General features: G+C 69.1%; 22 protein-coding genes. 14 read left to right on the forward strand and 8 right to left on the reverse strand.

Annotation, left to right across the window (positions count from 1 at the left end; translation table 11 throughout):
* Positions 1 to 80: 80 nt before the first annotated feature.
* Positions 81 to 902 carry an NAD(+)/NADH kinase gene (locus ACZ5YD_RS10985; protein WP_379743102.1) on the reverse strand — a complete coding sequence of 274 codons (822 nt, stop codon included), beginning with the start codon at positions 900 to 902 and terminating at the stop codon, positions 81 to 83.
* Between the two features lie 128 nt (positions 903 to 1,030).
* Between ACZ5YD_RS10985 and ACZ5YD_RS10990 the strand changes: the two genes are divergently transcribed.
* Positions 1,031 to 2,377, forward strand: a complete 1,347-nt coding sequence (locus ACZ5YD_RS10990; RefSeq protein ID WP_379801175.1) for a KaiC domain-containing protein — start codon at positions 1,031 to 1,033, stop codon at positions 2,375 to 2,377.
* Between the two features lie 64 nt (positions 2,378 to 2,441).
* On the opposite strand, the gene ACZ5YD_RS10995 is transcribed toward ACZ5YD_RS10990, so the two are convergent.
* On the reverse strand, positions 2,442 to 2,855 hold the full coding sequence (locus ACZ5YD_RS10995; RefSeq protein WP_379743096.1) for a universal stress protein: 414 nt from the start codon (positions 2,853 to 2,855) through the stop codon (positions 2,442 to 2,444).
* 119 nt (positions 2,856 to 2,974) lie between these two features.
* Here ACZ5YD_RS10995 and ACZ5YD_RS11000 point away from each other — a divergent pair, with 119 nt between their 5' ends.
* Complete coding sequence (locus ACZ5YD_RS11000) at positions 2,975 to 4,309, forward strand: nickel pincer cofactor-dependent isomerase, group 22 (protein ID WP_379801177.1); 1,335 nt, start codon at positions 2,975 to 2,977, stop codon at positions 4,307 to 4,309.
* 54 nt (positions 4,310 to 4,363) lie between these two features.
* Here ACZ5YD_RS11000 and ACZ5YD_RS11005 read toward each other — a convergent pair whose 3' ends face one another.
* Complete coding sequence (locus ACZ5YD_RS11005) at positions 4,364 to 6,292, reverse strand: ATP-binding protein (RefSeq protein WP_379744699.1); 1,929 nt, start codon at positions 6,290 to 6,292, stop codon at positions 4,364 to 4,366.
* A 152-nt stretch (positions 6,293 to 6,444) separates the two neighbouring features.
* Here ACZ5YD_RS11005 and ACZ5YD_RS11010 point away from each other — a divergent pair, with 152 nt between their 5' ends.
* The 5 genes from ACZ5YD_RS11010 (at position 6,445) to ACZ5YD_RS11030 (ending at position 9,703) form a co-directional block, all read left to right on the forward strand.
* Positions 6,445 to 6,780, forward strand: a complete 336-nt coding sequence (locus ACZ5YD_RS11010; RefSeq protein WP_379744696.1) for a DUF7113 family protein — start codon at positions 6,445 to 6,447, stop codon at positions 6,778 to 6,780.
* Between the two features lie 79 nt (positions 6,781 to 6,859).
* Positions 6,860 to 7,786 carry an HVO_0234 family beta-propeller protein gene (locus tag ACZ5YD_RS11015; RefSeq protein ID WP_379744693.1) on the forward strand — a complete coding sequence of 309 codons (927 nt, stop codon included), beginning with the start codon at positions 6,860 to 6,862 and terminating at the stop codon, positions 7,784 to 7,786.
* An 84-nt stretch (positions 7,787 to 7,870) separates the two neighbouring features.
* Positions 7,871 to 8,719, forward strand: coding sequence for a ribose-phosphate diphosphokinase (prs, locus tag ACZ5YD_RS11020; RefSeq protein ID WP_379744690.1), 849 nt, complete (start codon positions 7,871 to 7,873; stop codon positions 8,717 to 8,719).
* An 89-nt stretch (positions 8,720 to 8,808) separates the two neighbouring features.
* A complete protein-coding gene (locus ACZ5YD_RS11025) occupies positions 8,809 to 9,036 on the forward strand; it encodes a DUF7860 family protein (protein WP_379744687.1) in 228 nt (75 codons plus the stop codon).
* Positions 9,037 to 9,067: 31 nt separating this feature from the next.
* Complete coding sequence (locus tag ACZ5YD_RS11030; RefSeq protein ID WP_379744684.1) at positions 9,068 to 9,703, forward strand: uracil-DNA glycosylase; 636 nt, start codon at positions 9,068 to 9,070, stop codon at positions 9,701 to 9,703.
* Between the two features lie 62 nt (positions 9,704 to 9,765).
* Here the strand turns inward: ACZ5YD_RS11030 and mutS are convergent, their stop codons facing one another.
* Positions 9,766 to 12,546 carry a DNA mismatch repair protein MutS gene (mutS, locus tag ACZ5YD_RS11035; RefSeq protein WP_379744681.1) on the reverse strand — a complete coding sequence of 927 codons (2,781 nt, stop codon included), beginning with the start codon at positions 12,544 to 12,546 and terminating at the stop codon, positions 9,766 to 9,768.
* A gap of 173 nt (positions 12,547 to 12,719) precedes the next feature.
* Here mutS and ACZ5YD_RS11040 point away from each other — a divergent pair, with 173 nt between their 5' ends.
* A complete protein-coding gene (locus tag ACZ5YD_RS11040; protein ID WP_379744678.1) occupies positions 12,720 to 13,664 on the forward strand; it encodes a UbiA family prenyltransferase in 945 nt (314 codons plus the stop codon).
* Positions 13,665 to 13,809: 145 nt separating this feature from the next.
* Positions 13,810 to 15,510, forward strand: coding sequence for a histidine kinase N-terminal 7TM domain-containing protein (locus ACZ5YD_RS11045; RefSeq protein WP_379744675.1), 1,701 nt, complete (start codon positions 13,810 to 13,812; stop codon positions 15,508 to 15,510).
* Positions 15,511 to 15,534: 24 nt separating this feature from the next.
* Here the strand turns inward: ACZ5YD_RS11045 and thiD are convergent, their stop codons facing one another.
* Together thiD and ACZ5YD_RS11055 are read right to left on the reverse strand one after the other, a co-directional pair.
* Complete coding sequence (gene thiD, locus ACZ5YD_RS11050) at positions 15,535 to 16,371, reverse strand: bifunctional hydroxymethylpyrimidine kinase/phosphomethylpyrimidine kinase (RefSeq protein ID WP_379744672.1); 837 nt, start codon at positions 16,369 to 16,371, stop codon at positions 15,535 to 15,537.
* A 135-nt stretch (positions 16,372 to 16,506) separates the two neighbouring features.
* Positions 16,507 to 17,172: a DsbA family oxidoreductase gene (locus tag ACZ5YD_RS11055; protein ID WP_379744669.1), complete on the reverse strand. Its 666-nt coding sequence runs from the start codon at positions 17,170 to 17,172 to the stop codon at positions 16,507 to 16,509.
* Positions 17,173 to 17,333: 161 nt separating this feature from the next.
* Here ACZ5YD_RS11055 and ACZ5YD_RS11060 point away from each other — a divergent pair, with 161 nt between their 5' ends.
* The 3 genes from ACZ5YD_RS11060 (at position 17,334) to ACZ5YD_RS11070 (ending at position 21,444) form a co-directional block, all read left to right on the forward strand.
* A complete protein-coding gene (locus ACZ5YD_RS11060) occupies positions 17,334 to 18,620 on the forward strand; it encodes a hypothetical protein (RefSeq protein ID WP_379744666.1) in 1,287 nt (428 codons plus the stop codon).
* A 123-nt stretch (positions 18,621 to 18,743) separates the two neighbouring features.
* On the forward strand, positions 18,744 to 20,564 hold the full coding sequence (locus ACZ5YD_RS11065; RefSeq protein ID WP_379744663.1) for an ABC transporter substrate-binding protein: 1,821 nt from the start codon (positions 18,744 to 18,746) through the stop codon (positions 20,562 to 20,564).
* Between the two features lie 4 nt (positions 20,565 to 20,568).
* On the forward strand, positions 20,569 to 21,444 hold the full coding sequence (locus tag ACZ5YD_RS11070) for a phosphatase PAP2 family protein (RefSeq protein WP_379744660.1): 876 nt from the start codon (positions 20,569 to 20,571) through the stop codon (positions 21,442 to 21,444).
* Here ACZ5YD_RS11070 and ACZ5YD_RS11075 read toward each other — a convergent pair.
* Positions 21,441 to 23,018, reverse strand: a complete 1,578-nt coding sequence (locus tag ACZ5YD_RS11075) for a heme-binding protein (RefSeq protein WP_379744657.1) — start codon at positions 23,016 to 23,018, stop codon at positions 21,441 to 21,443. The two genes, ACZ5YD_RS11070 and ACZ5YD_RS11075, sit on opposite strands and share 4 nt — an antisense overlap.
* 152 nt (positions 23,019 to 23,170) lie before the next feature.
* Here ACZ5YD_RS11075 and engB point away from each other — a divergent pair, with 152 nt between their 5' ends.
* The gene (engB, locus tag ACZ5YD_RS11080) at positions 23,171 to 23,797 is read left to right on the forward strand and encodes a GTP-binding protein EngB (RefSeq protein ID WP_379744654.1); all 627 of its coding nucleotides are present in this window, start codon (positions 23,171 to 23,173) and stop codon (positions 23,795 to 23,797) included.
* A 37-nt stretch (positions 23,798 to 23,834) separates the two neighbouring features.
* The gene (locus ACZ5YD_RS11085; protein ID WP_379744651.1) at positions 23,835 to 24,752 is read left to right on the forward strand and encodes an alpha/beta fold hydrolase; all 918 of its coding nucleotides are present in this window, start codon (positions 23,835 to 23,837) and stop codon (positions 24,750 to 24,752) included.
* A 10-nt stretch (positions 24,753 to 24,762) separates the two neighbouring features.
* On the opposite strand, the gene ACZ5YD_RS11090 is transcribed toward ACZ5YD_RS11085, so the two are convergent.
* Positions 24,763 to 26,790 (reverse strand): PAS domain S-box protein, encoded by a 2,028-nt coding sequence (locus tag ACZ5YD_RS11090; protein ID WP_379744648.1) that lies wholly within the window; start codon positions 26,788 to 26,790, stop codon positions 24,763 to 24,765.
* Positions 26,791 to 26,870 lie beyond the last annotated feature (80 nt).

Raw genomic sequence — 26,870 nt, forward strand, 5'->3', positions numbered from 1 at the left:
GGCTGGTCGTGGACGTGGAAGCCCATGGCTGGTCGCGGATGTGGGTGCCGTGGTCGGTCGTGGGTGGCGGCGTCCGACCGTCAGCTCAACTTGCCGAGCGCCTCGAAGAAGTCCGACTGGGGCCCCGCGATCCGAAGCGGCGTTTCGGACCGCGAGATCGACACCTCGACCGGTCCCTCGAACCGGCGTGGCTCGCGTCCGTCGCTCGTGATGATCGCGGGCTCGCTGCCGGTCGTGGAGACCACGACCTCCGCGTCGAGTTCGACCGCGAACGGCGGCATTCCGTCGCGTGCACACATCTCGTTCACCACCGCGATCTCGAGGTCCGGGTGTACGATCGGCCCGCCCTCGGAGAGGTTGTAGGCCGTCGATCCCGTCGGGGTGGAGACCAACACGCCGTCCGCGTGGCTCTCGGAGTAGACCGACCCGTCGACGCGGACGGCGTACTCGAGCCCGCCGCCGTGTCCGCGGCGGTCGCCCTGGATCACGATCTCGTTCGCCGCCGGATTCGACTCCCAGCCGTCGACGCGCGCGACGAGCCGGGACGCCTCCCGAACGGAGAGATCGTCCGCCCGGAACTCCCCAACGGCGTCGAGAACCGCGGATTCGGCGTCCTCCGGGGGAACCGCGTTGAGGAACCCGACCTCCCCGAGGTTCACCCCGAGGATCGGCGTCCCGTCCGCGTTGCGGGCGGCAAAAAGCAGCGTCCCGTCGCCGCCGATCGCCACCACGAGATCACAGCCGTCGAACGTCTCGATCGGCGATCCCGAGAGATCGAGCGCCGCGGCGGTCGACTCGTCGATCCGCACCTCCACGTCCCGATCGACGAGCGCGTCGCGGAGTTCGCCCGCGAGCGAGGCGGCTCGGGGATTGTTCCGCTGTGCGACGATGCCGGTCTGCATACCGGAGGGTGTGGGCCCGCCGAGAAAAACCACACGTAAAGTTTCAAGCCCTCGCCGACCCAGTTCCCGAACGTGATCCGCCGATCGACCCGCGAGCCGATGCGGGCGGACGCGCCGAGGGGGACGCCATGAGCGACGACGAGGACGACTGGTTCGAGCGTGCGCGCCGCGAGCTCGAGGAGGAGTCCCCCGAATCCGGATCGGAGGCGGATTCTGAGTCGGAGGCGGATTCTGAGTCGGAGGCGGATTCTGAGTCGGAGGCGGATTCTGAGTCGGAGGCGGATTCTGAGTCGGAGGCGGATTCTGAGTCGGAGGCGGATTCTGAGTCGGAGGCGGATTCTGAGTCGAAGCCCTCCGAGCACGGCTCGGAATCGGACGAGCACGCGGGCGATGGACCGGATTCTCGACCACGGTCGGCCGACCGCGAGACGCGCCCAGCTTCCGGTTCCGACTCCGGTTCCGATTCGGGAGACGACGAGGATCAAACCGACGAGTTCGGGTTCGGAACCTTCGACGGTGAGGGTTCGAGGGACGCGAATGGCGGCGGGGCGGACGGCGCCGCGGCGGACGACGCCTTCGATCGCGGCGGTTCCGATGCCACCGGCTTCGGGGGCGGGAATGACGCGTCCCCGCCCGAGTTCGACGACTCGGGCGGGTTCGACCCGGGCGGTGGAGGCGACGACTTCGGGTTCGGGTCCTTCGGCGGGGCCGACGAGGAGGGCGGATTCGCCGCTCCCGGCGGCGGAACGGACTTCGACGAGGAGGCGTTCGAGTCCAATCTCGACCGGATCGACGTCGGGATCGAGGGGCTTGACGAGATGATCCTCGGCGGCGTGCCCACGCGGTCGTTGATGGTTACGATCGGGTCCGCGGGGACCGGAAAGACCACGTTCTCGCTGCAGTTCCTCGAGGAGGCGCTCTCGCGCGGTGAACGTGCGGTCTACATCACCCTCGAGGAGAGCAGGGAGGCGATCCTCTCGACGGCCGAGGAGAAGGGATGGGGATTCCGCGAGTACGAGTCGGAGGGGCTGTTGGCCGTCGTCTCCATCGACCCGATCGAGATGGCCAACTCGCTGGATTCGATCGGCAACGAACTCGCGACGCTCATCCGTGAGTTCGGCGCCGAGCGGTTGGTGCTCGATTCGGTCTCGCTGCTCGAGATGATGTACGACCATCCGGCGAAACGGCGGTCGGAGCTCTTCGAGTTCACCCGGTCGCTCAAGGAGGCGGGCGTGACGACGATGTTGACCTCCGAGGCCAGCGAGTCGAACCCCTACGCCTCCCGACACGGGATCGTCGAGTACCTCACCGACGCCGTCTTCGTCCTCCAGTACGTCCGACCCTCCGACTTCCGCGAGACGCGGCTGGCGATCGAGATACAGAAGATCCGAAACGCGAACCACTCCCGGGAGACGAAGCCCTACGAGATCACGGACGAGGGGATCTCCGTCTACCGGCGTGCGAACATCTTTTGAGGATCGACCGAGGGGTCGACCCGACCTCGTGCTCTCGGGGACCGGCCAACGAACCCTCGGACGGTCAACGAACCACGGTGACCGGGATCTCGGCCTTGCGGACGACGCCCTCCGCGACGCTTCCGAGGAGGACACGCGAGAGCCCCGTCCGTCCCTGGCTGCCGATGACGATCCCGTCGAAATCGTCGGCGGCCTCGAGGATCGTGTGGACCGGTCTGCCGACCTCGACGAGGGTCTCGGCGTCGATATCGGCCCGTTCGACCGTCTCCGAGAGCAGCGTCTCCGCGTTCCGCTCGGCGTTTTCGTACCAGTCCTCGGTGAGCCCGGAGACGCCCATCTCGGCCCCCGAAACCGAGCGCGCGGGGTTGATCACGTGCAACAGCGTGATCCGGGCGTCCGGCCACTCCTCGGCGGCGAACTCGACTGCCCGATCCGACTCCTCGGAACCGTCCACCGGCACCAGTATTCGCTTCGCCATGAACGGCGATTCGGCTGACGAGGTCATAAAACCGGTGGCGGATCGCCTCGCGGACCGGGGGCGGCGCGCCTCGAGGAATCCTCACCGCGTTTATTACCGAGACCCTCATGTACCGAACCATGGAGACGCTATCCGACCTGACGGTCGCAGAGGAGACGGTCCTCGAGGCCTGTGGAGCGGTCGAGCTGCCGGAGTTCGGGGTCATCGAGCAGGTGTGGGAGACGGACCCGATCCCGGAGGCGGAGATCGCGGAGCGCGCGGGCGCGGCGGTTCGCGACCTCGAGTTCGGCGACGTGCCGGCCGGCGGCGAGGTCGCGGTGGGCGCGGGCTCGCGCGGCATCGCGAACCTCGCGTCGATCGTCGGCGGCGTGGTCGCGGAATTACAGGAATTGGGTTACGAGCCGTTCGTGTTCCCCGCGATGGGGAGCCACGGCGGCGCGACGGGCGAGGGCCAACGCGAGATGCTCGCGGAACTCGGCGTCACCGAGGAGTCCGTGGGCTGTGCGATCCGCTCGTCGATGGACGTCGTCGAGGTCGGCCGCACCGCGGACCGCGACGTCCCCGTCTACGCCGACGCCACCGCCGTCAACGCCGACGCCATCCTGCCCGTCAACCGCGTGAAGCCGCACACCGACTTCGACGGCGACGTCGAAAGCGGGCTCTCGAAGATGCTCGTCATCGGCATGGGCAAACAGAAGGGCGCGAAGACCGCCCACGAGTGGGCCGTCGACTGGAGCTTCCGCAACATGATCCCCGAGATCACCGAACGCCTCCTCGAGGAGCTGCCCGTCGTCGGCGGCGTCGCCATCCTCGAGGACCAGCGGGACGACACCGACCACATCGAGGGGATCCCGCCCGAGGGATTCCTCGGCCGTGAGGCCGAACTCCTCGAGACCGCCTATCGGATCATGCCGAAGATCCCCTTCGAGGAGCTCGACGTCCTCGTCGTCGACCGCCAGGGCAAGGACGTGAGCGGGCAGGGACTGGACACGAACGTCATCGGCAGGCGGCCGTTCGCCATCAACGAGCCGGCGCCCGAGACGCCCGAAATAAAGCGGATCTACACGCGCGGGCTGACCGAAACGACCCACGGGAACGCGATGGGGATGGGCTCCGCCGACTTCGTCCATCACGACGTCGCGGCGGAGCTCGCGAGCGAGACGACGCTGATAAACGCCATCACGGCGAGCACGGTTCGCGGCGTTCGCCTCCCGCCGGTCGTCGAGACCGACCGGGCCGGACTGGTCGCCTCACTGTCGACCCTCGGCGTGGTCGGCCCCGACGACGCGCGCGTGCTCCGCGCGACCGACACGATGCGACTCGACCGGCTGTACGCCTCACCGGCGCTCGTCGAGGAGGCGCGCGAGCGCGATGACCTCCGGGTCGTCGCCGAGCCCGAGCCGATCGACTTCGAGGACGGCGAACTCGCGGCGCCGACGCCCCACGAAGCCTGATTCGGCGTCCCCGGACCGGGTCGCTCCGGGTCCCGACGTCTCCCCCGGCTCCGGTCAGGAGCCGTGACGGGTGAGACACCGCGGAATCCCGGTCAACTCGACGGGTTCGGAGTTGTCCGGCGAGTAGACGACCATCTGGCCCTTCTCCATGTAGGGAACCTTGCCGGCCAGGTTCGTCGGGATGTTGACGCTCGAGATCGCGTCCTCGTCGCCGAGGTTCAACACGATTTTCGTGTTGACCTGTTTGAACACCGACTCGGCGACGTCCTGTGGGTCCTGGGTGATGAGGAAGAGCCCGAGCCGCTCCTTGCGCCCCTGTTTGGCCGCCTCCGTGAACTTGCGGATCACCTTTCGCGCCTGGACGTTCTCCGCGTCCGCGAGGAAGTTGTGTGCCTCGTCCATCCCGAGAAGCAGCGGCGTCTCCTTGATCCGGTCGCTTTCGGGATCGTTCGAGAGCTTGTCGTCGATGAGCATCGTCGAGACCGCGAGCACGAACATCTCCTTTTGTCTGGAGGTCGGCAGGTGATAGGTCGGGATCACCGTCAGTCCGCCCGGACGGACGAGCGTGTGGTCGAGGTCGGTGATCGGCCGGGCGTCGCCGTCGAAGACGCCCCCGGGAACCCCGTGGACCCGGCGTTTGACCGCGTCGAAGGTCGCCTCGTGGACGCGTCCCGACTCGTGAAGCTCCTCTTTGAGCGCCGGGTCCTCGAGGTACGAGAGGAACTCCTCGTAGGTCCCCGCGTCGCCGTAGTCGCGGAAGAACCGGCTCAAAAGCGTCGCGAGCCCGGAGTACTGGTTGTCGTTGAGACTCGCGCCGGCGACGAGCCAGGGGCGCTCGCGGACCAACGAGAAGGGGATCGTGAACTCGACGCGCTCGGCGCGGTGGCCCTCGCCGGGGTAGGTCGCCGTCGGCGTCGTCGGAACCAGCGCGACCGTGTCCTCGTGGCCCCCGTGGGCGATCCCCTCACGCTCGAGGCGCCGCTCGAAGGCGTCGTCCATCTCGGGGTTGTCGTCGTGCATCTGGGCGTACTCGTCTTGCGGATCGAACTGGACGACCGCCATCCGGGACTCCCGGCCGTCGTCCATCTCGTAGCGCCGGTCGCCGTCGAGGTACTGACGCAGGACGTTCTTCGAGGCGTGGGTCTTCCCCGAGCCGGTCCCCCCCGCCACGAGCGTGTGTCGGAAGACGAGCGGATCGCCGTCGACGTAATCGTCGTTCAGCCGGTAGTCGACCGTCGGCGGGCTCGCGGCCGTCTCCACCGTCTCGCCGCCCACCGCGAGGTGGCCGAGGAAGACGCCGTCCTCGGGGATCTTCAGGCCGGTCTTGATCTCCGAGGCGTCCGCGGCCTCCTCGATCACGGCACCCGGCTTCGGGACGCGGTCCGTCATCCGCCGTTTCGTCTCCCCCCCGTCGTCGTAGACGATGGACATCGGCTCCAGATCGGCGACGAACTTGTAGTCGCGTTCCGTGAACTCGTCGCGTCGCATCTGCCGGCGGGCGTGGATCTCCGTGGCGTCGTCCGACCGGAACTCCTGGGCGTACTCGAGTCCCGTGATCCGACAGAAGAGCCGTTCGCCGTCGGGATAGGACGCGATCAGGTACTTGCCGATCCGGACGGACTCGCGGTTGCCGGTCGTCACGAACGCGCGAAGCGTCGTCTCCTCTTCGTCCTCGGCGACCCGGAGGCCCTGAGAGACCGAGATCACGCCCAGGCCGACGTCCTCGCCGCTCGCCTCCGCGGCGTAGCGCTCGAAGGCACCCGACCCCGGGTCGTCCGATCCCGGATCGTCCGCTCCCGGGTCGGCTCCCCGGTCGCTCGCGTTCCCTTCCTTTCGCGCATCCGGATCCGCGGCCACATCCGGATCGGTGGTCGCATCCGGATCGACGGCCGCGGGGCCGTCGTCGTCCGGATCCGCCGACTGGTTCGACTCCGCCGATCCGTCCTCGTCGGCGGAGAACTCGGTGAAGTCCTCGAGGGTCATACCTCCCACACGCCGCGGCAGGGGCAAATCGCTTTCCCCCGACCGTCCTCCGTGACCTCCGTGACCTCCGTGGTCTCCGTGGTCTCCGTGCTGCTCGACGTCCGAACCCCCGGTGAACAACCAATATACGTCCCGAGACCCTCCTCTCGTTCATGCTCCTCGTGACCGGACGCGGCGGCGGGACCGAACTGACCGGGACCGTCTTCGAGCGCGGCGAGGAACCGCCGACCTACGCCGGCGCGCCCGAGGAGGGGGCGCCGTACGTCTGGGTCTGCGACTCGTTCTACCAGGTCGAAAGCGGCGGCTCGGCGCTTTCGATCGACGGCGAGGAGATCCGGATCGCCTTCGAGGAGCCGATGCCCCGCGGCTTCGACACGAGAGACCAGGCGCTCTCGGCCGCCGAGGAGCACGTCCGGACGCAGTTCGCTCGGATCGGCGTCGATCCCGACGAGGTCGTGGTCGACGTCGTCAAACGGAACCCGGCCTAGCGTCCCACCTCCTCCGGAGGCGGTCCTCGCCGACCGCTCGCGCGACCCTTTTTGTCGACGCGGGCCGCAGTCCCGATCGATGCCCGACGGGGACGACATCTCGATCGAGGAAAAGCGGGTGTACGCCGGCTCGGCCGGGAGAACTGACGTCCTCCTCGCGAGCGCGGACGGGCTCGTCCGCGTGGCCGTCTCGGGGGACAAGGTCGGACAGTTCTCGATGGTCGATCCGTCGCCGGCGCGCGACGTCGCGGTCCTGCCGCGAGCGGCCGGCCCGGACCGTCTCGCGATGGCGACCGACGAGGACCTGTTCGTCGCCGCGTTCGACGGCGACGACCCCCAGCTCGAACCGACCGGGATCGGATCCACGGCCGCGGTCGGCCTCGTGGGGCCCGCCGGTCCCGACGCGTTCCTCGCCGCGACCGACGCCGGCGGGATCGTGGTCGTACCTCCCGAGGCGAGCGACGGGCCCGGCGTGGAGACGGTCGGAACCGTCCCGGATCCCCGGGCGGTCGATTCCGGACTGGTCGCGGCCGGTGACGGCGTCTATCGGCTCACGTCCCGGGGATCGCAGGCGGTCGAAGCCGGCGGGATGGACGGCGGTTCGACCCTGCGACTCGAGCACGTCGGGCTCTCGGACGTTCGCGACGTCGCCGGCGCGGGCGTGCCCCTCGCGGGGACCGCGGACGGACTCTACTGGCTCGCCAACGGCTGGCGGGACGCGCTCGACCGACCGATCGACGTCCTCGCGGCTGACGGAGAGGGGCACGCGCTGGCGGCGGGCTCCGACGGATTGTCGGTCCACCGCGGACGCGAGTGGGACGGCGATTCCTGGGACGAAAGCGACCTCCCGGTCGGCGGGAACGCGACCGCGCTCGGCTACGGCCCGGGGATCGCCCTCGCCGCGACGGACGGCGGAGCGCTGTGTGTCGACGCCGACGACGGCTGGCGCCACCAGGTCGTCGGGGTCCGCGACGTCTCAGGGATCGCGGTCCGGTCGGTCGAGTGATCGCCGGTCGAGTGATCGCCGGCCGACTAACCGCGGTCCGCCCCGAACGAAAACGGGTTTAACCCGCTTCGAGAAACGACGCGTATGATCGTACCGAGCTCCGGCTCGCAGACGCTCGCCGCCACGCTCGCCGAGGAGACGGGGGAGACGCTGGCGACGCCGACCTTCGAGCGCTTTGCGGACGGCGAACTGCTCGCGGCCGTCCCCGGCTTCGAGGGGGAGACGGCGGCGGTCGTCGCCTCGACGCCACGGGACGCCGACTGGATCGAGCTCCTCCAGCTACAGGACGCGGTCCGGGAGGCCGGCGCTGACGAGGTGGTGACCGTGATCCCCTACCTCGGTTACGCCAGACAGGACCGGGCGTTCAAGCCCGGACAGCCGGTCTCCGTGCGCGCGATGGCCCGCGCCGTCTCGACCGGAACTGACCGGGTCGTTCTCGTGAACCCCCACGAGCCCGCGGTCCGCGAGTTCTTCGAGGTCCCGGTCGAACTCGTCGACGCCGCCGGCGCGCTGGCCGATCCGCTGCCCGATCTGTCGGATCCCCTCTTCCTCTCGCCGGACGCGAGCGCGATCGGCATCGCCGAGACGGTGCGGGACGCCCACGGGAGCGGCTCGACCGACTACTTCGAGAAACACCGCGATCGCGAGGACGGCACCGTCGAGGTCTCGCCCTCGGATGCGCCCGTCTCCGGCCGCGACGTGGTCGTCGTCGACGACATCATCGCGACCGGATCGACGATGAGCCAGTCGATCGCCGTACTCGACGAGCGTGGCGCCGAGCGGGTCTTTGCGGCCTGCGTCCATCCGGTCCTCGCGAGCAACGCCGTGAGCAAGCTCCGGTCCGCGGGCGTCGAGCGAATCGTCGGCACCGACACGCTCGAACGCGCCTGCAGCGAGGTCTCGGCGGCGGCGGCGATCGCGGACGCCCTCTGATCGGGCTCTCTCGAATCGGCCGTTTTCGTCCTCCAGTCGGATCGCCTCCGGATCAAAACGTATACACGCGATCGCTCGCCATGGTCGGTATGGCCGGGCGATACGGCGAGATGGACTACGGATCGTTGACGAAGGGCGGCGTGGCGTTCGGAGCGGTGCTTTTCGCGATCGGCGCGATCGTCGAGGTGACGCTCGGCGGGAGCGGCGTGCTCTCCCCGACGCTCGATACGGCGCTTCTCACCATGGAGTTCCTCGGGCCGGTCGTGGCCCTGCTGTCCGTGGTCGTCTTCGGGATCGCGATGCCGCTCACCGAGTGACCACCGGCGGCGTCCGTCGCCGGCACGTGACATGACCGACGACCCGGAGTTCCCCGACCGACGCCACGTCCTCGAGCCGGGCTGCTCGCGGTGTGAGGCGCTTTCGGCGGATCGAACACGCATCAGCTGGGGGACCGGCCCGCTCGACGCCGACGTGCTCGTGGTCGGGGAGGCGCCCGCGGCCGGCGACCCCGAGGCGGACCGCTGGCGCGGCGGCAACCTGACGGGCATGGCCTACACCGCACGCCACTCCGGCCGCCGGATCCGGCGGCTGTTCGAGGACCTCGGCTACGGCGATCGGACCTACTACACGAACGCCGTCAAGTGCTTCCCCCGCGACCGTGACGCCGACGCGCTCGCGAACCGCGAGCCGACCCGCGAGGAGCGTGACACCTGTCGCGTTCACCTCCGAACGGAGATCGATCGCGTCGACCCCGCGGTGATCTGTCCGACCGGCAGACACGCCACCGTCTCCGTCCTCGCGCTCTTCGATCGCGACCTCGACGGCTTCCTGGAGTCGGTTCTCGAGTCGATCCCCGTCGAGGGCGACGCGACCGTGATCCCGTTGTTGCACCCGGCCTACCAGGACGTCTGGCGCGCCCGGCTCGGCTACGACGCCGACGAGTATCGCTCGGCGATCGCGGAGGCGCTTTCGGCGACGCGTTGAACGCGTCGGTCCGGCGGTGGATGTCCTCGTTCGTCGTCGGGCCTCCTTCGGTCCGGCGTCGGTCACTCCCCGTCCGTGAGCCGCCGCTGCCACTCCTGGATCCGCCCCGACAGCTCCAGCGGCGGGGTCTCCTCCACGTCGACGTCGGCCAGCTCCTCCAGGACGGATTCGACCTCCGGATCGACCGCGGGATCCGTCCTCCCGCTCCCGTCCGCTCCCTCGTCGGATCCGCCGACTCCCCGGCTCGGATCGCCGTCGGTCAGGGCCTCGGCCGGTCCTCCGGTTTCGGTCGCCTCCCTCATCGTCTCCGGCCCGGAACCGCTCCCCGACGCGGCGTCCGACTCGAAGGATCCCGACGAGAGGTCGAAGACGACCTGGGTCGTCTCGTCCCCGCTGGCGTCCGCGAGACCCGCGTTCCCGCCGCGAGCCTCGATGGCCTTCTCCTGGCGGAGGCGGTCGAGGACGGTCCCCGCGCGATCGACCACCGGATCGGGAACGCCGGCGAGATCGGCGACGTGAACGCCGTATGATCGGTCCGTGGGGCCCTCCCGGACCGTCCGCAGGAAGGTGACGCCGCGGTCGTCGTCCCCGTCGCCGTCGTCGACCGCGACGTGGACGTTCTCGACGCGCGGCAGGTGGTCGGCGAGCGCCGTGAGCTCGTGGTAGTGGGTCGCAAATAGCGTCCGCGCGCGGACCTCGTTGTGGAGGTACTCCGTGGCCGCCCACGCGATCGAGATCCCGTCGTAGGTGGCGGTTCCGCGGCCGACCTCGTCGAGGATGACGAGCGACTCCTCGCTCGCCGAGTGGAGGATCTTCGAGAGCTCCTGCATCTCGACCATGAACGTCGAGCGACCCTGCGCGAGCTCGTCGAGCGCCCCGACGCGCGTGTAGATCCCGTCGACGAGGCCGATCCGGGCCGCACGCGCGGGGACGAAGCTGCCGACCTGCGCGAGCAGCGTGATGAGCGCCGCCTGCCGCATGTAGGTCGACTTCCCGCTCATGTTTGGGCCGGTGACGATCAGGAACCCGCGGTCCTCGTCCAGCCGAAGATCGTTGGGCACGAAGTCGGTCGTGCGCTCGACGACCGGGTGGCGTCCCGCCTCGATCGCGAGCTCGCCCGGTTCGGCAAGGCTCGGGCGCGTCCAGTCGTTTCCGGCGGCGTGTTCGGCGAGCGAGCAGAGCGCGTCGAGTTCGGCGATCGCCCGCCCGACGTCCTGTAACAGCGCCGCCGCGTCGCCGACGCGGTCGCGGAGCTCGCCGAACAGCTCCCGCTCGAGATCGGAGCGCGCCTCCTCGAGCCGGAGGATCTCCCGCTCGCGCTCGGCCAGCTCGTCGGTGACGAACCGCTTCGAGTTCTTCAGCGTCTTGATCTCGCGGTAGTGTTCCGGCACCTGATCGGCGACCGACTTTCCGACCTGGACGTAGTAGCCGTCGGTCTTGTTTCGGTCGACCGTCACGTGTGAGAGGCCGTGGTCGCGCTTTTCGCGCTCCGCGAGCGTGTCGATCCATCGCTTCGCCTCCTCGTGGCGGTCGATCAGCTCGTCGAGTTCGGCGTCGTGGCCCCGCGCGATGATCCCCCCGCTCGAGACCGAACTCGGCGGGTCCTCGGCGAGCGCCTCGTCCAGTTCGCTCCGGAGTTCCGCTGCCGTCTCCCGATCGGGGGCGTCGACGACCGCGGCGACGGGCGAGTCCGCGAGCGGCGTTCCCGCTATCGCCTCCGACAGGTGCGGGATCAACCCGAGCGTGTCGCGGACGGACAGGAGCTGTCTCGCGCCGGCGCTGCCGCTCGTGGCGCGGGCCGCCAGCCGCTCGAGGTCGTACGCGTCCGTGAGGATCTCCCGGAGGTGATCGCGCTCTATCGGCGCCGCCGCGAGCGCCTCGACGGCGTCGTGTCGTCGCTCCAGCACCTCGCGGTCGCGGCGGGGTCGCGTGAGCCACTCGCGGAGCAGCCGCGAGCCGGCGTTCGTGACGGTGTGGTCGATCGTCGCGAGCAGCGACCCGTCCTCGCCGCCGCGGATCGTCTCCGTCAACTCGAGGTTGCGCTGAGTGGTCGCGTCCAGCTCGACGCGGTCCGTCGAGCCGTAGACGGTGAGCCGCGTGATGGACGCGAGCACGCCGGCGCCAGTCCCCTCGACGTACGCGAGCGCGGCGCCGGCGGCCCGGATCGGCGGTTCGGAGTCGAGCCCGACGCTGTCGAGCGTCTCGGTGCCGAACCGCTCGCGGACCGCGCGCCTCGCCCGTCCGGGCTCGAAGGAGGCGGTCTCCGGAAGCGAGACGGTGGTCTGGAGGTTCTCCCGGAGCCCATCGAGGAGCTCGTCGTCGGTTCGAACGTTCGGGCCGGGCAGCACCTCGACGGGGTCGAACCGATAGAGCTCCGCGCGCGCCGCGGCGGCGTCCGCCGCCGTCGTGAGGAGGAACCGCCCGGTCGTCACGTCGGCGAACGCCAGTCCGTACGGGTCGCCGTCCGCGCCCTCCTCGCGGACGATCGCGGCCAGGTACTGCGCCTCGGCGTCCGTCGTCTCGAGGAGGGTGCCGGGGGTGACGACCCGGGTGATCTCGCGAGCGTGGCCGTCCTCGGTCTCGTACTGGTCGGCGACGGCGACGCGGCGGCCGCGCTCGACGAGCGCCTTCAGGTACGGCGTCAGGTCGTCGATCGGGACCCCGGCCATCGGATACGACGAGCCGTGTGAGGACTTCTGTGAGACGGTGAGGTCCAGCTCCTCGCCGACGATCTCGGCGTCCTCGGCGAAGAACTCGTAGAAGTCACCACACTGCATCGCCAGGAGGTCGGCGTCGGTCTCCGATTTCAACTCGAGGAACTCCTCGACGATCCCGGTGGCCATACCCCTATTCGGCGGGTGGACGGGTAAAACGCTGCGGGTCGTTTCGGCGGATCCTTCGCGCTCTCGCGTCCCGAAGCCACGTCGTGTGGTTGGGTAGTGTTTGACGGGGGTGGCGGTCGTTCTCCCGAGCGACGGTCGACGCGTCGAGCCGATCGACGCCGACCGTCGACACCATGTCGAACGAGACGACACCCCTGTCCGCACGCGCGGACGACGACGTTTCGTGGTACAGCGGGTTCGCCGGGTCGCTTTCGACCCGCGGCGAACGAATCAAGGACACCCTCGTTTACACCTCCGGCTATCTCGTGGTCATCGCGATGGTCGAGGTCGCGACCGCGATGATCGCGTTGTCGCTGCCGGCGAGCCCTGCGCCGATCGTGGTCGGGCTCGTCGCCTTCGCGGTCTACGGCGGCGACCGGATCACCGACGCCGAAAGCGACGCGATCTCGAGTCCGGGACAGAGCGCGTTCGTCAAACGTCACGAGACCGCGCTCTCGGTCCTGTCGGCGACGGCCTACGGCCTCGCGATCGCGCTCTCGGTGCTCGGCGGTCCCGACGCGCTCGCGATCACCCTCATGCCCGGTGCCTTCTGGATCCTGTATGCGACCGACTGGTTGCCGGCGGTCGGGACTCACGTCAAGCGGCTCAAGGACGTCCTCGTGGTCAACTCCACCATCGTCGCGCTGGCGTGGGCGATCGCGGTGGTCCTGCTCCCGATGGCGTTCGTCGACGCGCCCCTCACGCCGGCCGTCGCCGTCGTGTTCGTCTACTTCCTCGTGGACACCTTCGTCAACACGGAGATCCCGAACGTCGCGGACAGGAAGGGCGACGCCGCGATCGGCGTCTCGACGCTGCCCGTCGTCTTCGGCGTCGACGGAACGCGTCGGATCCTCTACGGCATCGACGTCGCGCTGATCGGCTTCCTCCTCTGGGCGTTCTACCACGGTCTGTTGGCGTTCGAGCTCGCCGCCGCGATGGTCGTCGGGCTCGGATACGCGCTCGTGCTGGCGGCGTTCGTCGGGCGGACGCGGCGTCACCGCCGCCTCTCAATCGCCGGCGAGGCGAAACACCTCCTCGTGTTCGCGGTCATCCTCGGCCTCTCGGCCGGCGGACTCTGAGGGACTGCGAGGCGGTTCGAACGAATTTTTTCGTCGTACCTCGCTCGGATCGCTCGAGGCGGACGTTCGTCGACCGAAACGGGCGGCGATTCGATCGGAACGGGCGGACGTTTGATATGGGATGGGTTATTGATGTAGGGTAGCGGTGACAACGTTCCATCCGATCGTCTCCGTGTTGCTCGATCCGATCGGGATCGTTCCCGCGCTTTTCGCCTCGATCGTGATCGGCGCCGCGGCGGCGATACTCGCCTGGCGGCAGCGTCCGGAACCGGGAGCCGCGCCGCTCGTCGCCATGCTCGCCGGCCAGTGTTGGTGGTCCGTCTGTATCCTCTTCAAGCTCCAGGCGGCCACCACGGCCGAAAAGACGCTCTGGATGCAGATCGGCTGGATCGGCGTCGTTTCGATCCCCGTCGCCTGGGTGCTTTTCGCGCTCGAGTATACCGGCCGCGATCGGTATCTGCGCCCCCGGTACGTGCTCGGCCTGTGTCTCGTTCCGGCGATCACCGTGGTGCTCGCGTTGACGATCGGCCACCACGACCTCATGTACGTCCGCCCCCTCGGCGCCGGACCGAACGGCGTGATGCAGTTCGAACAGGGCGGGGCGTGGTACTGGGTGATCGCCGGATACACCTACCTCCTCGGCATGGTCGGCGCGGTGCCGCTCATCCGACTGCTCGCGAGCGACGCGGGCGCCTTCCGGGGCCAAAGCGCCGCCCTCCTCGTCGGGCTCGTGGTTCCGTGGCTGACGAACGGACTGTTCCTCGCCGGCATGCTCCCGACGTCGGGACTCGATCCGACGCCGGTCGCCTTCTCCGTGTCCGGGTTCCTGTACCTGAACGCGATCACGCGGTTCCGGCTGCTCGGGACGAGCCCGGCGCCGAACCGCCGCGCACGGGAGATCCTCTTCGACCGGATGCAGGAGGGCGCCGTCGTCGTCGACCGCAACGACTACGTCGTCGACCTGAACCAGGGCTGTATCCGGATGCTCGGGGTCGACCCCCGAGAGGTCCTCGGCGAGCCCGCCTCGGAGATCGTTCCCGGATACGATCGCCTCCCGACGGAGGGCATGCTCGACGGGCACCTCACCGTGGGCGATGCGGGCGGCGGACACCCCTACGACGTCGCCGTGACGGAGATCCACGACGTCAGGGACCGGACGATCGGCCGCGTCATTACCTTTCACGACGTCGGAAAGCACCTGCGTCAACAACAGCGGCTCGAGGTCCTCAACCGGCTGTTGCGCCACAACATCCGGACGGAGACGAACGTCATCTACGGCTACGCCGATCGGTTCGAGGACGGCGAGGGCGCGGAGATGGTCAAACAGCGCGCGCTCCGGATCGAGGAGATCGCCCGCAAGGGACGCGAGGCCATCGAGCTCTTCGAGACGAAGAACGGGTCGGGCGACTCGCGTTCGCTCTCGACGCTGCTCGAGCGGACCGTCGCGGACGTTCGCGAGGCGTACCCCGACGTGACGGTCGCCTTCGATCCCCCGGGTGAGGACGAGCCCGTCGACGGCATGGTCGAGCCCGTCTTCGCGAACGCGATCGAGAACGCGGCCGAACACAACGATCACGAGTCGCCGAGCGTGTGGGTCGACGCCGAGCGAGCCGACCGCCACGCGGTCGTTCGGATCGCCGACGACGGTCCCGGGATCGACGACTACGAGCTGGACGTCCTCGATCGCGGGACCGAAACGGCGCTCCACCACGGCAGCGGGATGGGGCTGTGGATCATCAAGTGGGGCATGGAGATGGTCGGCGGGGCCGTCCGGTTCGACGATCGGGACCCGGTCGGGACCGTCGTGACCCTCGAGATCCCGCTCGACTCCCGGTCGGGCGAGTGAGGACCGGCCGTTCGCCGGGGCGTCTCACCGGTCGAGACGCGTCGGGTTCACGGCGCCGGGGCCCTCGCCGACGTCGTAGCCGTGTCTGACCGCCCCCGTCATCTCCCGGGTCGCGGCCTCGACCGCCGGTCGAAGCGTCTCCCCGCGCGCCAACCGGGCGGCGACGGCGCTCGAGAGCGTACAGCCGGAGCCGTGTGTCGCGTCCGTCTCGACCCGCGGTGACTCGATCCGGATCGGGTCGGGCTCGTCGGCGATCGCGAGCGTGTCCACGATGCGGTCGCCGCCGAGGTGGCCGCCCTTTACGAGCGCCGCGTCCGCGCCCGCCGCGACGAGATCGCGTGCAGCGTCCGCGGCCGACTCCACGTCGTCGACGTCGCGGTCGGTCAACACTGCGGCCTCGTCGGCGTTCGGCGTGACCAGGGTGGCCTCCGCGATCAGCCCCTCGTAGGCCTCCTCGGCGCTCTCCGAGAGCAGGCGGTCGCCCGTGGCCGCGACCATCACCGGATCGACGACGACCGGCCCCTCGTACTCGCGTGCGCGCTCCGTGACCGCCTCGACGATCCCCGCGGTCGCGAGCATCCCCGTCTTGACCGCGGCGACGTCGAAGTCCTCGAGGACCGCCTCGCACTGCCGTTCGAGGTGTTCGACGTCCACCGGCGCGACGTCGCTCACGCCGCGGGTGTTCTGGGCGGTCGTGGCGGTGATCGCGGACGTCCCGAAGACGCCGTGGACGGTCATCGTCTTGAGGTCGGCCTGGATCCCCGCCCCGCCGCCGCTGTCGCTTCCGGCGATCGCGAGCGCGACCGGCGGCTCGATCGGATCGTAGTCGCGCGGATCGTCGTCGGAGTCCCTCTCGGTCATGTCCGAGGATATTCAGTCGTGGTATTAGGGATTAGTGGTCCTCGAAGGGAGTAGTGGTCGCCAGCAGGGATTGTTGGTCGCCGGAACGATCGTGGCACCGACGCGGCGTCTCGGCCGGCCGTGGCCCGCCCCAATCTACCGATCGGCCGCGGCGGCGCCGTTTCCGGCTCCCGCGCTCCCGTTCTCGCCCTCGATCAGCCGCTCGAGGTGTTCCGGCGGGACCGCGCCGCGGGCGGCGTGGTCGCCGTAGACCCATGTCGGAACGCCGGACACGCCGACCTCGCGGGCCGCCGTGAACGCCTCGCGCAGGCGGTCTTCCCATTCGTCGTCGGTGGTCGCCCCGCGGACAGCTTCCGCGTCGAGCCCGACGTCGGCGGCGACGTCCGCTATCACGTCGCGGTCGCCGACGTCGCGCCCCTCTTTCCAGAGCGCGTCGAGAAGCGCCTCGTCGAACGCGCGCCACGTCCCGGGCGCGGTCTCGCGGACGTACAGGGAGGCCTGTTGGGTCGAAAACGAGTCGACGTCGCGCCGAAGCGCCTGTGCCATCTCCGCGTCGTACCGGTCCTGCAGCTTCCGGACGTTCGCCTCGGCCTGCTCGTAGTACTCCTCGTCCTTTCCGGTTTCCACGTCCGTCCGGATCTCGCCATCCGGACCGCGCTCGTGCCCGCGGAGGTCGAAGGGTCGCCACTCCAGTTCGACGGGCGATCCACGCTCCGCCTCGTAGCGCTCCAGCGCCACGCGGCCGAGGTAACAGAACGGACAGACGTAATCCGAATACACGACGAGCGGCTGATCGGTCATGGTTCCACTTGGCGTCGACGGGCCAAAAGCCCGGCGAGGAGACGTTGGAACGGGGAGCGGATCGAACCGGGGTCGACGCGAACCGGGACGCGATGCGAACCGTGGATCGGATCCTCCGACGTCGGCGGACGACTTTTGGTCCGTCGTCCCCAGGTTCGGTCATGAAACGGTCGGTCGTCGCGCTCGCCGTTCTTCTCGGCGTGGTCGCGATCGGGCTCGCGGCCTCCGGCGCGTTCACCGAGACGACGGACGGACCCGGAACGGGTCCGATCGAGGGGCCGCCCGGCGACCGGCCGGTTTCCGAAAGCGAGCTACTCAGCGTCGACGGCGAGTACGAGCTGTGGCCCTACACCAGCCGGACGGAATCCGCGACGGGGCGGACCCTCGCGATCAACGTCGTCTTCGAGAACGACCCCGAGTCGGTCGTCGCGGCGCTCCGGGACGAGTCGGATTCACAGTGGGAGGAGCCGTCGGAGTCCGGAACGACCGAATCGGAGCCGAACGCGACGACCGAGGGAGTGAACGCGAGCGAGATCAACGCGAGCGACGTCGACGCCGAACTCGTCGAGGAGGTCGTCACCACGGACTGGCAGCGCGCGCACGGGTCGACGCGGTACGTCTACTTCGAGGACGAGACCGGCGAGGGCGTCTGGACCGACGAGACCGCCCAGCTCCACGCCGGGACGTATCTCGGAACCCGGTATCACGTCCGCGCGTACGGCTCTCCCGACGGCAGCTACACCGCCGTACAGGCACACGGCGAGTACTACGACTGGTTCCGCCTCCGCCACACCGTCACGGACGTCTCGGAGTCGGCGAGAACCGTCGAGGACGACTTCATCGCCTCCGACGCCGAGGTTCGCCGCGAGTACCGCGGGATAGAGGGAGGACGAAGCGACGGCTGGCTGTCCGTGATCCGGCTGGCGGCGTTGCTTCCGGTTGCCGCCGTTCTTCGCCCGGCGACGCGACGATCGCTGCGTCGCGCCCTCTCGCGGGTGCGGACGGACGCGGCTCGCCACCGCGACGCGGCGACGCTCGGCGTCGGACTTGCTGCCGTCTATCTCGGCGTTCGTGCCGCCGGCGTCGCTCTGGAGACTGCCTATCCGGTCCTCCCGCCCAAGCTCATCGCCGCGCCGTTGTACCTCGTGATCGCCGCCGGGCTGCCGCTTTTGAGCTGGCACGTCGGCTCGCGCTGTGACCCGGTGGCCGCCTTCCTCGGCGCCGCGGTCGGGCTCGGCGGCGGCTTCCTCGTGGATCTGGCCTCCCTCGGCGTGGCTGCCCCCCCGGATCTCATCGCCCACCGGCTTGCAGTGCTCGCCGCCATCGGAATCATCGCGGCCGGCCGGGCGAGCGACGGCGATTCGCCGTTCGTCGAGAACGGGGTCGCGATCGTCGGGGTGGCCGCGTGGATCATCGTGCTCGCGTTGCCGCTCGCGGGCGTCGTGTGACCGGGCCACCTCGCGAACCGCATCCCCGTCGACGCCGGAGCCGGATCCGTCCTCGGAATGCCGGCACGGAGCGGGGCTGACCGCAGGACTGTTATACGGCCCGTCCCGAAATCGATCGGAAGAATGCGCGACGCCGTGACTCGCCGACGCATGCTCGCAGCAACGGCGGCGAGCGTCGGCGTTCCCGGGTGTCTGGGTCGCGCGAAGAACGTCGCCGGACGCGATCAGCCCAGCCAGGTCGTGATCCGGATCACGACGCGGCCGGCCGACAGCGATCCGCACGCGATCCGCATCGCGCGCCACCTGGCGGAGAACCTCGAGGCGGTCGGGATCGCCCCCCGCCTGCGAACGGTCGACCAGGCCGGGCTCTATCGTGAAGTCCTCCTCAACCACGACTTCGACGTCTACGTCGGTCGTTTCCCGCGAACCCGACCGTTCGATCCGGACGTGCTGTACCCGCTTTTACATTCGACCTTCGCCGCCGAGCCGGGGTGGCAAAACCCCTTCGGATTCACCGATCCGCACGTCGACGATCTCCTCGTCGAGCAACGACGCGTCTCCGGTGCGGATCGCGAGGAGGTCGTCGACGATCTGCAGGACGAACTCGTTCTCCACCACCCGTTCTCGGTGATCGCGTTTCCCGACACGCTTACCGCCGTCCACGACGGCACGTTTTCCGGGTGGAACCGGGAATGGGCGATGGATCCCCTCGGACTCCTGCAGCTTTCGGCCGGACGGGCCGTGACTCCCTCGGAGACCGATTCCGGCGACGGTGGCGCGGACGGGACCGCGGCCGACGACGGGCGAACGCTTCGGCTCGCGACCACGGACGCCCGTCCCACCACGAACCTGAACCCCATCGCCCCGGAGTATCGCGGACGCGGCACCTTCACCGGGATCGTTTACGACCCGCTGGTTCGACGCCACGGTGCCGACGTGCTCCCCTGGTTGGCCCACAACTGGACCCGGATCGACGACCGGACGGTCCGCGTCGAACTCCGGTCGACGTCCTGGCACGACGGGACGGCGGTCTCCGCGTCCGACGTGGCGTTCACCTACGCCTTCCTCGCGGATACCTCGATGGGGAACGCCGAGATGGCGATCCCCGCTCCGCGGTTTCGTGGGCGGTCGATGGTCGTCGAGGACACGGAGACGATCTCCGATCGGACGGTGGACATCACCTTCGCCGACGTGAATCCGGCCGTCCAGATTCGCTCGCTCACCGTTCCGATCCTTCCGGAGCACGTCTGGGACTCCCGGACCGACCTCGTCTCGCTTCCGGCGGGGATCGAACTCAACGAGCGGACGACCGACGCACAGGTCTGGGAGAACCCCCAGCCGATCGGGTCGGGACCGCTGCAGTTTCGCGAGCGGACGCCCGAAGAGCGGGTCGTCTTCGAGCGCAACGACGACCACCCGATCGTGACCCGGCCGGCGCAGTTTCCGGAACCGTTCCGGGGCAAGCCCGCCTTCGAGGCGCTCGAGCTCACGGTCGTTCCATCGGACATCGTCGGCGTCCAGCGGGTCGAGGAGGGACTCGCCGACGCGACGACCTCGAACCTCGGACCGGACGCCGTTCCCCGGATCGGCCGCGAGGCGAACGTGCGGCTCGTGAGCACCCCCTCGGCGGGGTTCTATCACGTCGGGTTCAACACCCGAAGCGAGCCGCTTTCGAACCCGAACCTCCGTGAGGTGATCGCTCGCCTCGTCGACGAGGAGTGGGTCGTTCGCTCGGCCTTCCAGGGCTACGCGCGTCCCGCGGCGTCGCCGCTCGCGCTCTCGGAGCGGTGGATAAACGAGGACCTGCGGTGGGACGACGGCGATCCGGCGACGCCGTTTTTCGGTTCCGACGGCGAGCTGGACGTCGAAGCGGCCACGGGGGCGATCAGGGAGATCGGATATCGATACGACGGCGAGGGGGATCTCCTCGTTCGCGAGGGGTAGTTCCGTGGCCGTCCTCCTCTCCGTCCTCGCGTACCTGTTCGCCGTCGTCGCCTCGACGTGTCTCGTCGCCTCCGTGGCGATCCTCGGCCGCGATGGACTCTATCGGCTTCGCGCGAACCTCCGACCGTACCTGTGGAACGCCAGACGCCAGATCGCGCTCCTCGTCGCCGTGCTCCTCACCAGCGCGGCCGGACGCGGCGGCCTCCAGGCCGTCTCCGAGGTGTACGGCTGGCGTGCCACCGGCACCATCTTCGCCATCGAGGGCGGCTTCGTCGCGTGGATCCAGGGAACGCTCCTCTCGCCCGTCGCCACCGTCTACTTCTCGTGGATCTACATCTACGCCTACGTCTTCCTGCTCGCGTTTCCGGTTCTCGCCTACGGCGCGCTCTCGAGTCCGCGAACGCTCAAGCGGCTGCTCGTGGCTTACGCCCTCAACTACGCGATCGGCCTCGTGGTCTACACCCTCGTCTTCGCGCACGGTCCTCGAAACGTCGGCATCGTCACGTCCCTCCTCTTCACGTTCAATCCGGGCTTTCAGGAGCTCGCGGCCCAGGTGAACGAGAACGCCAACGTCTTCCCATCGCTTCACACCTCGTTGTCGATGACCGTCGCGACCTTCGCGTACCTCACCCGCGAGGAGTATCCCGTCTGGACCGTCATGTCCGCGTGGATCGCCGGATCCGTGATGCTCGCGACGATGTATCTCGGCATCCACTGGCTCATCGACGTTCTCGGCGGCATCGTCCTCGCGCTCGGCTGCGTCGCCGCCTCGAACCGGATGGTCGATCGTCTCGAACCGGATCGTCGATCGCCTCGATCGGCCGATGACCGGTCGACCGGAGCGCCCTCACGCGAGGGCGAGGGAACGCGGCGCCGCTAGGCCAAAAAGACGTGTCGGGGTCGATCCGCGAGGACTTCCCGGCCGAACTGGACCGTCTCGTGGAACGCGTCCGAGCGGAAGAACTCCATCGCGTCGTCCTTCGAGCGCCACTGGCTGGCGATGAACGTGTCGTTTTCGTCCTCGTGGTTCACCATCAGATCGGTCTCGATGTGGCCGTCCATCTCCGAGAGGAGCCCGCCGACCTCGTCGAACTTCTCGAGGAACTCCTCGCGGTGTTCCGGCTGGATGGTGTAGAACATCCCCATCGTTCCGAACCCCGACTCCTCGCCGGCGCGCTCGACGATCTCCGGCAGCTCGGAGAGGAATCCGGCCGCGGTTTCGGCCGCCGAGGCCGTCTCCCAGATGGAGACGACCGCGCTCCGGTCGCCCTCGTTCGCCTCGTAGACGGCCGTCTTCACGTGCGTGCCGTAGTGGTCGAAGTTGCCCCGCAGGCCGTCGACCTCCTCGAAGAGCTCCCCGACGTCCGCCTCGCTGTAGAGGACGGTCGCGTAGACGTCCTCGCCGTGCGGCTTGCCGGCGTAGATGTCGAGGTCCTCAAGCTCCCCGCGGATCGCCTCCTCGTCGACGTTCCCGTCGCCGTCCGCGCTTCCGGTCGACGAGTCCGTCGTTCCGTGGTCGCCGCCGTGGTGGTCGTCCTCGCCACCGTGGTGATCGCCACCGTGATGGCCGTCCCCGCCACCGTGGTGATCGCCGTCGCCGTGCCCGTCGTCTCCGTGATGGTCGCCTCCGTGGTGGTCGCCGTCGCCGTGGTCGCGTCCGCCGCCGTACTCGTTCGTCGGGACCTTTGCACCCGAGAGGTACGCCCCCAGATCCGCCGGCGGGAACCGCCGGCCGACGTAGAAGTCGCCGAACTCGCCGTACCGCGAGGAGGCGGGATCGAAGCGCATCTCGTAGACGATGTCCTTGAGGTCCGTCGGGTCGGCGCCGAAGAGCGTGACGCCCCACTCGTGGTCGTCGAACCCGACCGACGAGGCGATCACCTGCTTGATCCGCCCGGCGTACTCGCGCCCGACGTCGCCGTGGCCGGCCATCAACTCCGCGCGCTCCTCGAAGGACAGGTCGTACCAGTTGTACTCCTCGCCGCGCCGCTTGCTCATGGGGTAAAACGAGACGTACTCGTCGTCGGGGATCTCCGGCTTCAGCTTCCCCTCGATGTAGCGGCGGAGCCCCTCGTCGACGTCCGCCTCGTTCCCCTCGAAGTAGTCGTCGGAGACGTATCCCGAGACCTCGGTGACGGAGACGTAGGAGGTCTCCTGCTCGGTGAAGTCGGCGAGGGCGACGTCCTCGTACCGCCGCTCGATCGCCGACAGGTCGTCGAGCTCCGGGCGAAAGTGGACGAAGAGCAGGTCGGCTTTGTGCCCGAGGATCGAAAAGACCGCGGAGTCGCCGGCCTCCGCGTCGGCGACGGACTCGCGGGCCGACAGGAACCGCGTCCCCTCGTCGATCGCTCGAGCGCGCTCGCGTTCGGGTGCCGCCCGCCAGGCGTCCCAGTCGACGGACCGGAAGTCGTGGAGGGCGAACCATCCTTCGTCGGTTTGTGGCGCCTCGACCATACCCGTCTTTCACACGCCGGGACTTAGGGGTTTGCGAGTCGTCCCGACGAGCGGGAATCCGACCGCAACCACGGCGATCCTCTCCGACCGTTCGGTCGGCGTCGGAGGGACGAACACGGGTCGTTTAAACGCTCGGACCGCCTACGCCGGGTATGTTCGAGAATCGGCCGAACCGCGACGCGGAGGTCGTCCTCGTCGGCCGATCAAACGTCGGGAAGTCGACGCTGATGCGCGAGTTGACCGGCCACGACGTCTCCACCGGCTCGAAGCCGGGCGTGACCCGCCAGCCCAACCACTTCGACTGGGCGGCCCAGGACTTCATGTTCACCGACCTGCCCGGCTTCGGGTTCATGTCGGGCGTCGAGGACGAGCGCCGCGAGCAGATACAGACGGAGATCGTCCGCTACCTCGAGGAGTACGCCGACCGGATCCTCGCGGGCGTGCTCGTCCTCGACGGGAAGAGCGCGGTCGAGATCATCGATCGCCACGCCGACCGCGGCGAGGTCCCCCACGACGTCGAGATGTTCCACTTCCTGCGGGAGGTCGGGATCGAACCGATCGTCGCCGTCAACAAGATGGACAAGGTCGACGACGCGGACGAGCGGCTGAACGAGATCTGCGACCGGCTCGGGCTCTACCCGCCCTGGCAGCAGTGGCGCGAGGAGACGGTCGCGCCGATCCGCGCGAAGCGCGGCTCGATCGAGCCCCTCCTCGAGTGTCTGCGAACCCGCTTTCGCGAGGAGAAACGCGACGACCTGCTCGGGTTCGTGACCTCCTGATCGGGGTCGCGAGCTGAATCCCCAAACACCCACGGAGATGTTTCCGGACGAGAGCCGCACGACGTTCGCTCGATCGGACGACCATCGACGGATCGCGTACGCCGAATACGGCGACCCGGACGGGATCCCCGTCGTCTTCTTCCACGGAACGCCCGGCTCCCGTCTCTCCGGGCGGCTCCTCCATCCGGCGGCCGCGGAACGCGGGGTTCGGGTGCTCGCCGTCGATCGGCCGGGATACGGCCGCTCTCCGCCGTGGGACGACCGATCGTTCCTGGACGCCGGGGCGTTCCTCGCGCCCGTCCTCGACGACGTCGGCGTTCGGGACGCCCACCTCGTCGCGTTCTCGGGCGGGAGTCCCCATGCGCTGGCCGCCGCGATCGCCGCTCCCGATCGGGTGGCCGGCGTCGACGTGATAGCCGGCGCGACCCCGCCGGCGGTGAGCGAGGAGACGCCCCGAACACAGCGGCTTCTGGGAACGCTCGCCGCGAGAACGCCGATCGCGCTCCGCGGGCTTCTTCGGGGACAGGCGTGGCTCGCGGCCCGTCTCGATCCCTCCGTCGTGGTCTCACAGTACACGGCGGACGGCGGAGCGGATGTGATCCCGGACGCGGTCGCGGAGGGGGTTCGGGCGGACTTCCTCGAGGCCTTCGCGCGATCCCGGCGCGGCGCCGTGGCGGAGTTCGCCATGCTCGCCGCCGACTGGGGGATTCCCGTCTCCGAGATCGGGACGGACGTCCGCCTTCGACACGGCGAGGCGGACACGAACGTCCCGATCGGTGACGTCCGCCGGTTCGTCTCCCGGATTCCGACGGCCAGCCTGCGCGTCCTCGAGGGCGACGACCACCTCGGATCGCTTCTCTCGAGCGCACCTGACGTGTTCGCGGACGTCGCCGCTCGCTCGTCTCGAGACCCCGACGCCGAGGATCACGATGGTTCCGACGCTCGCCGGCGGTGAATCGCTCGGCTCACTCGACGAAGTCGACGCCCGTGACCTCGAACCGGGCTCCCCCGTCCACGCTTTCGGTCGTGGTCACTTCCCACCCGTGTGCCTCGGCGATCTCGCGGACGATCGCGAGCCCGAGGCCGGTCCCGCCCTCCCTCGAGGTGTATCCGGAGGCGAACACTCGCTCGCGCTTCTCCTCGGGGATCCCGGGACCGTCGTCGGCGACGTAGAACCCCCCGGGAAGGTCGCCGACCGTGACCGTGAGGGGGCCGTGGTCCGTCGTGACGGAGCCGTGTTCTTCGCCCTCGCGAGCGCCCGAGCGCTGACCGGTCGAGCCGTGTTCGACCGAGTTCCGGATCAGGTTTCCGAACAGCCGCCGAAGGCGGCTCTCGTCGGCGCGAACGTGCCGTGACGTCCGGATGTCGAGGCTCGCGTCCCCCGTCTCCGTGTTCTCCCACGCCCGGCTCACACACTCCGACAGGTCGATCGCCGACGCCTCCTCGACCGCCTTCCCCTCCCTCGCGAGCAACAGGACGTCGTCGATCAGCTCCTCCATTCGGGCGTGGGCCGTTTCGATCGCCTCGATGTGGTCCGTCCGGTCGTCGGGTTCGCTGGAACTCCGCAGCAACTCGAGGTGTCCCTCGGCCACGTTCAGCGGGTTTCGCAGGTCGTGGCTCAAGACGTCGGCGAACTCGCGAAGCCGCTCGTTTTGCCGTCTCAACAGCTCCTCGGCGCGCTTTCTGAGGACGAGCCCGGACACGCTCTCGACGACGTCGGAGACGTCCTCGACCAACCGCTCGTCGTGATCGCGGCGATCGCGGAGGAAGAAGACCAGGACCGCGACGACGCCGTCCTCCGTCACGAGCGGGACGCCGAAGCCGGCACGTATTCCCACCTCGCTCGCGAGCGCAGTGCGGTGAAACGTCGCCTCGGGAACCGCCGAGACGTCCGGGATCCACTCGTCAGTCCCCGACGCGTACACGCGCCCCGGCAGTCCCTCGCCGGCGGGAAACGTCCTCGTTCGGCTCGCGTCGATGAACCGCCGACACGCCTCGACGTTCGTGTGGCCGACGAGGTACTCCAGCGTCTCCCCGTCGCCGTCCGGCATCCACGCCTCACCGCAGGTCCACTCGGTGAACGAACAGATCGTCCGGAGGGTTCGCTGGAGGCCCTCCCGAAACGTCTCCGCCTCCCGGATCGCACGGCTGACCTCGATCACCAGCCGTCGCCGCTCCTCGGCCCGCTTGCGCTCGGTGATGTCGGTGTAGGTCGCAAGCGCCTCCTTCGCGTCGGTCCCGAACGGTCTCGCCTCGAGTACGAAGGTTCGCTCCCCATCCCGGGGCGTCTCGCGGACGACCTCCTCGCGCACCGGTTCGCCGCGGCCCAACACCTCGTTGATCTTCCGCGACCGGTTCGACTCGTCGTCGGTCACGATGTGCTCGTCGAGCGGCTCCCCGATCAGCTCCCGTTCGGTTCCGCCGAACGTCTCGAGGAACGCCTCGTTGACCCCTTTCACCGTCGACTCGAGCGGCCCGGAATCGCTCTCCTCGAAGCTCACGAGGGCGAGCGGTGCCGGAACCGCATCCAGGAGCGCGGCGAAGCGGTCCCGTTCGGCCTCGAGTTCCGCCTGGTACTCGTGGATCTCGGTGACGTCCTCGTTAACCGCGACGAACTGGGCGATCTCGCCGTCCTCGTCGACGATGGGGGAGATCGTCTGTCTCACCGTGTATCGCTCGCCGTCCTTGCGCTCGTTCACGATCTCGCCGGTCCAGACGTCGCCGTCGAGGATCGTCTCCCAGAGGTCGGCGTAGAACGCCTCGTCGTGGACGCCCGACTGGAGGAGGCTCGCGTTGCGACCGAGGGCCTCCTCGGCGTCGTATCCGGTCTGTTCCTCGAAGGCGGCGTTCACGTAGACGATCTCCCCGTCGGGGTCCGTACAGTAGATGGAGTGGCCGGCGCTCTCTACGACCGCCGGGAACGATCGCGGATCCACCTCCGACGTCGACCGTTCCGGAAACCCACGCTCCCCGGGATGGCCCTCACCAACCATCGATGGTGATCCGTTTCCAGTCAGGTATTTAACTGGTGTGGAGACCGCCCACGGGCGTCGCGCTCGAACGGCCACCCCGC

The sequence above is a fragment of the Halopenitus salinus genome (genome assembly GCF_055397165.1).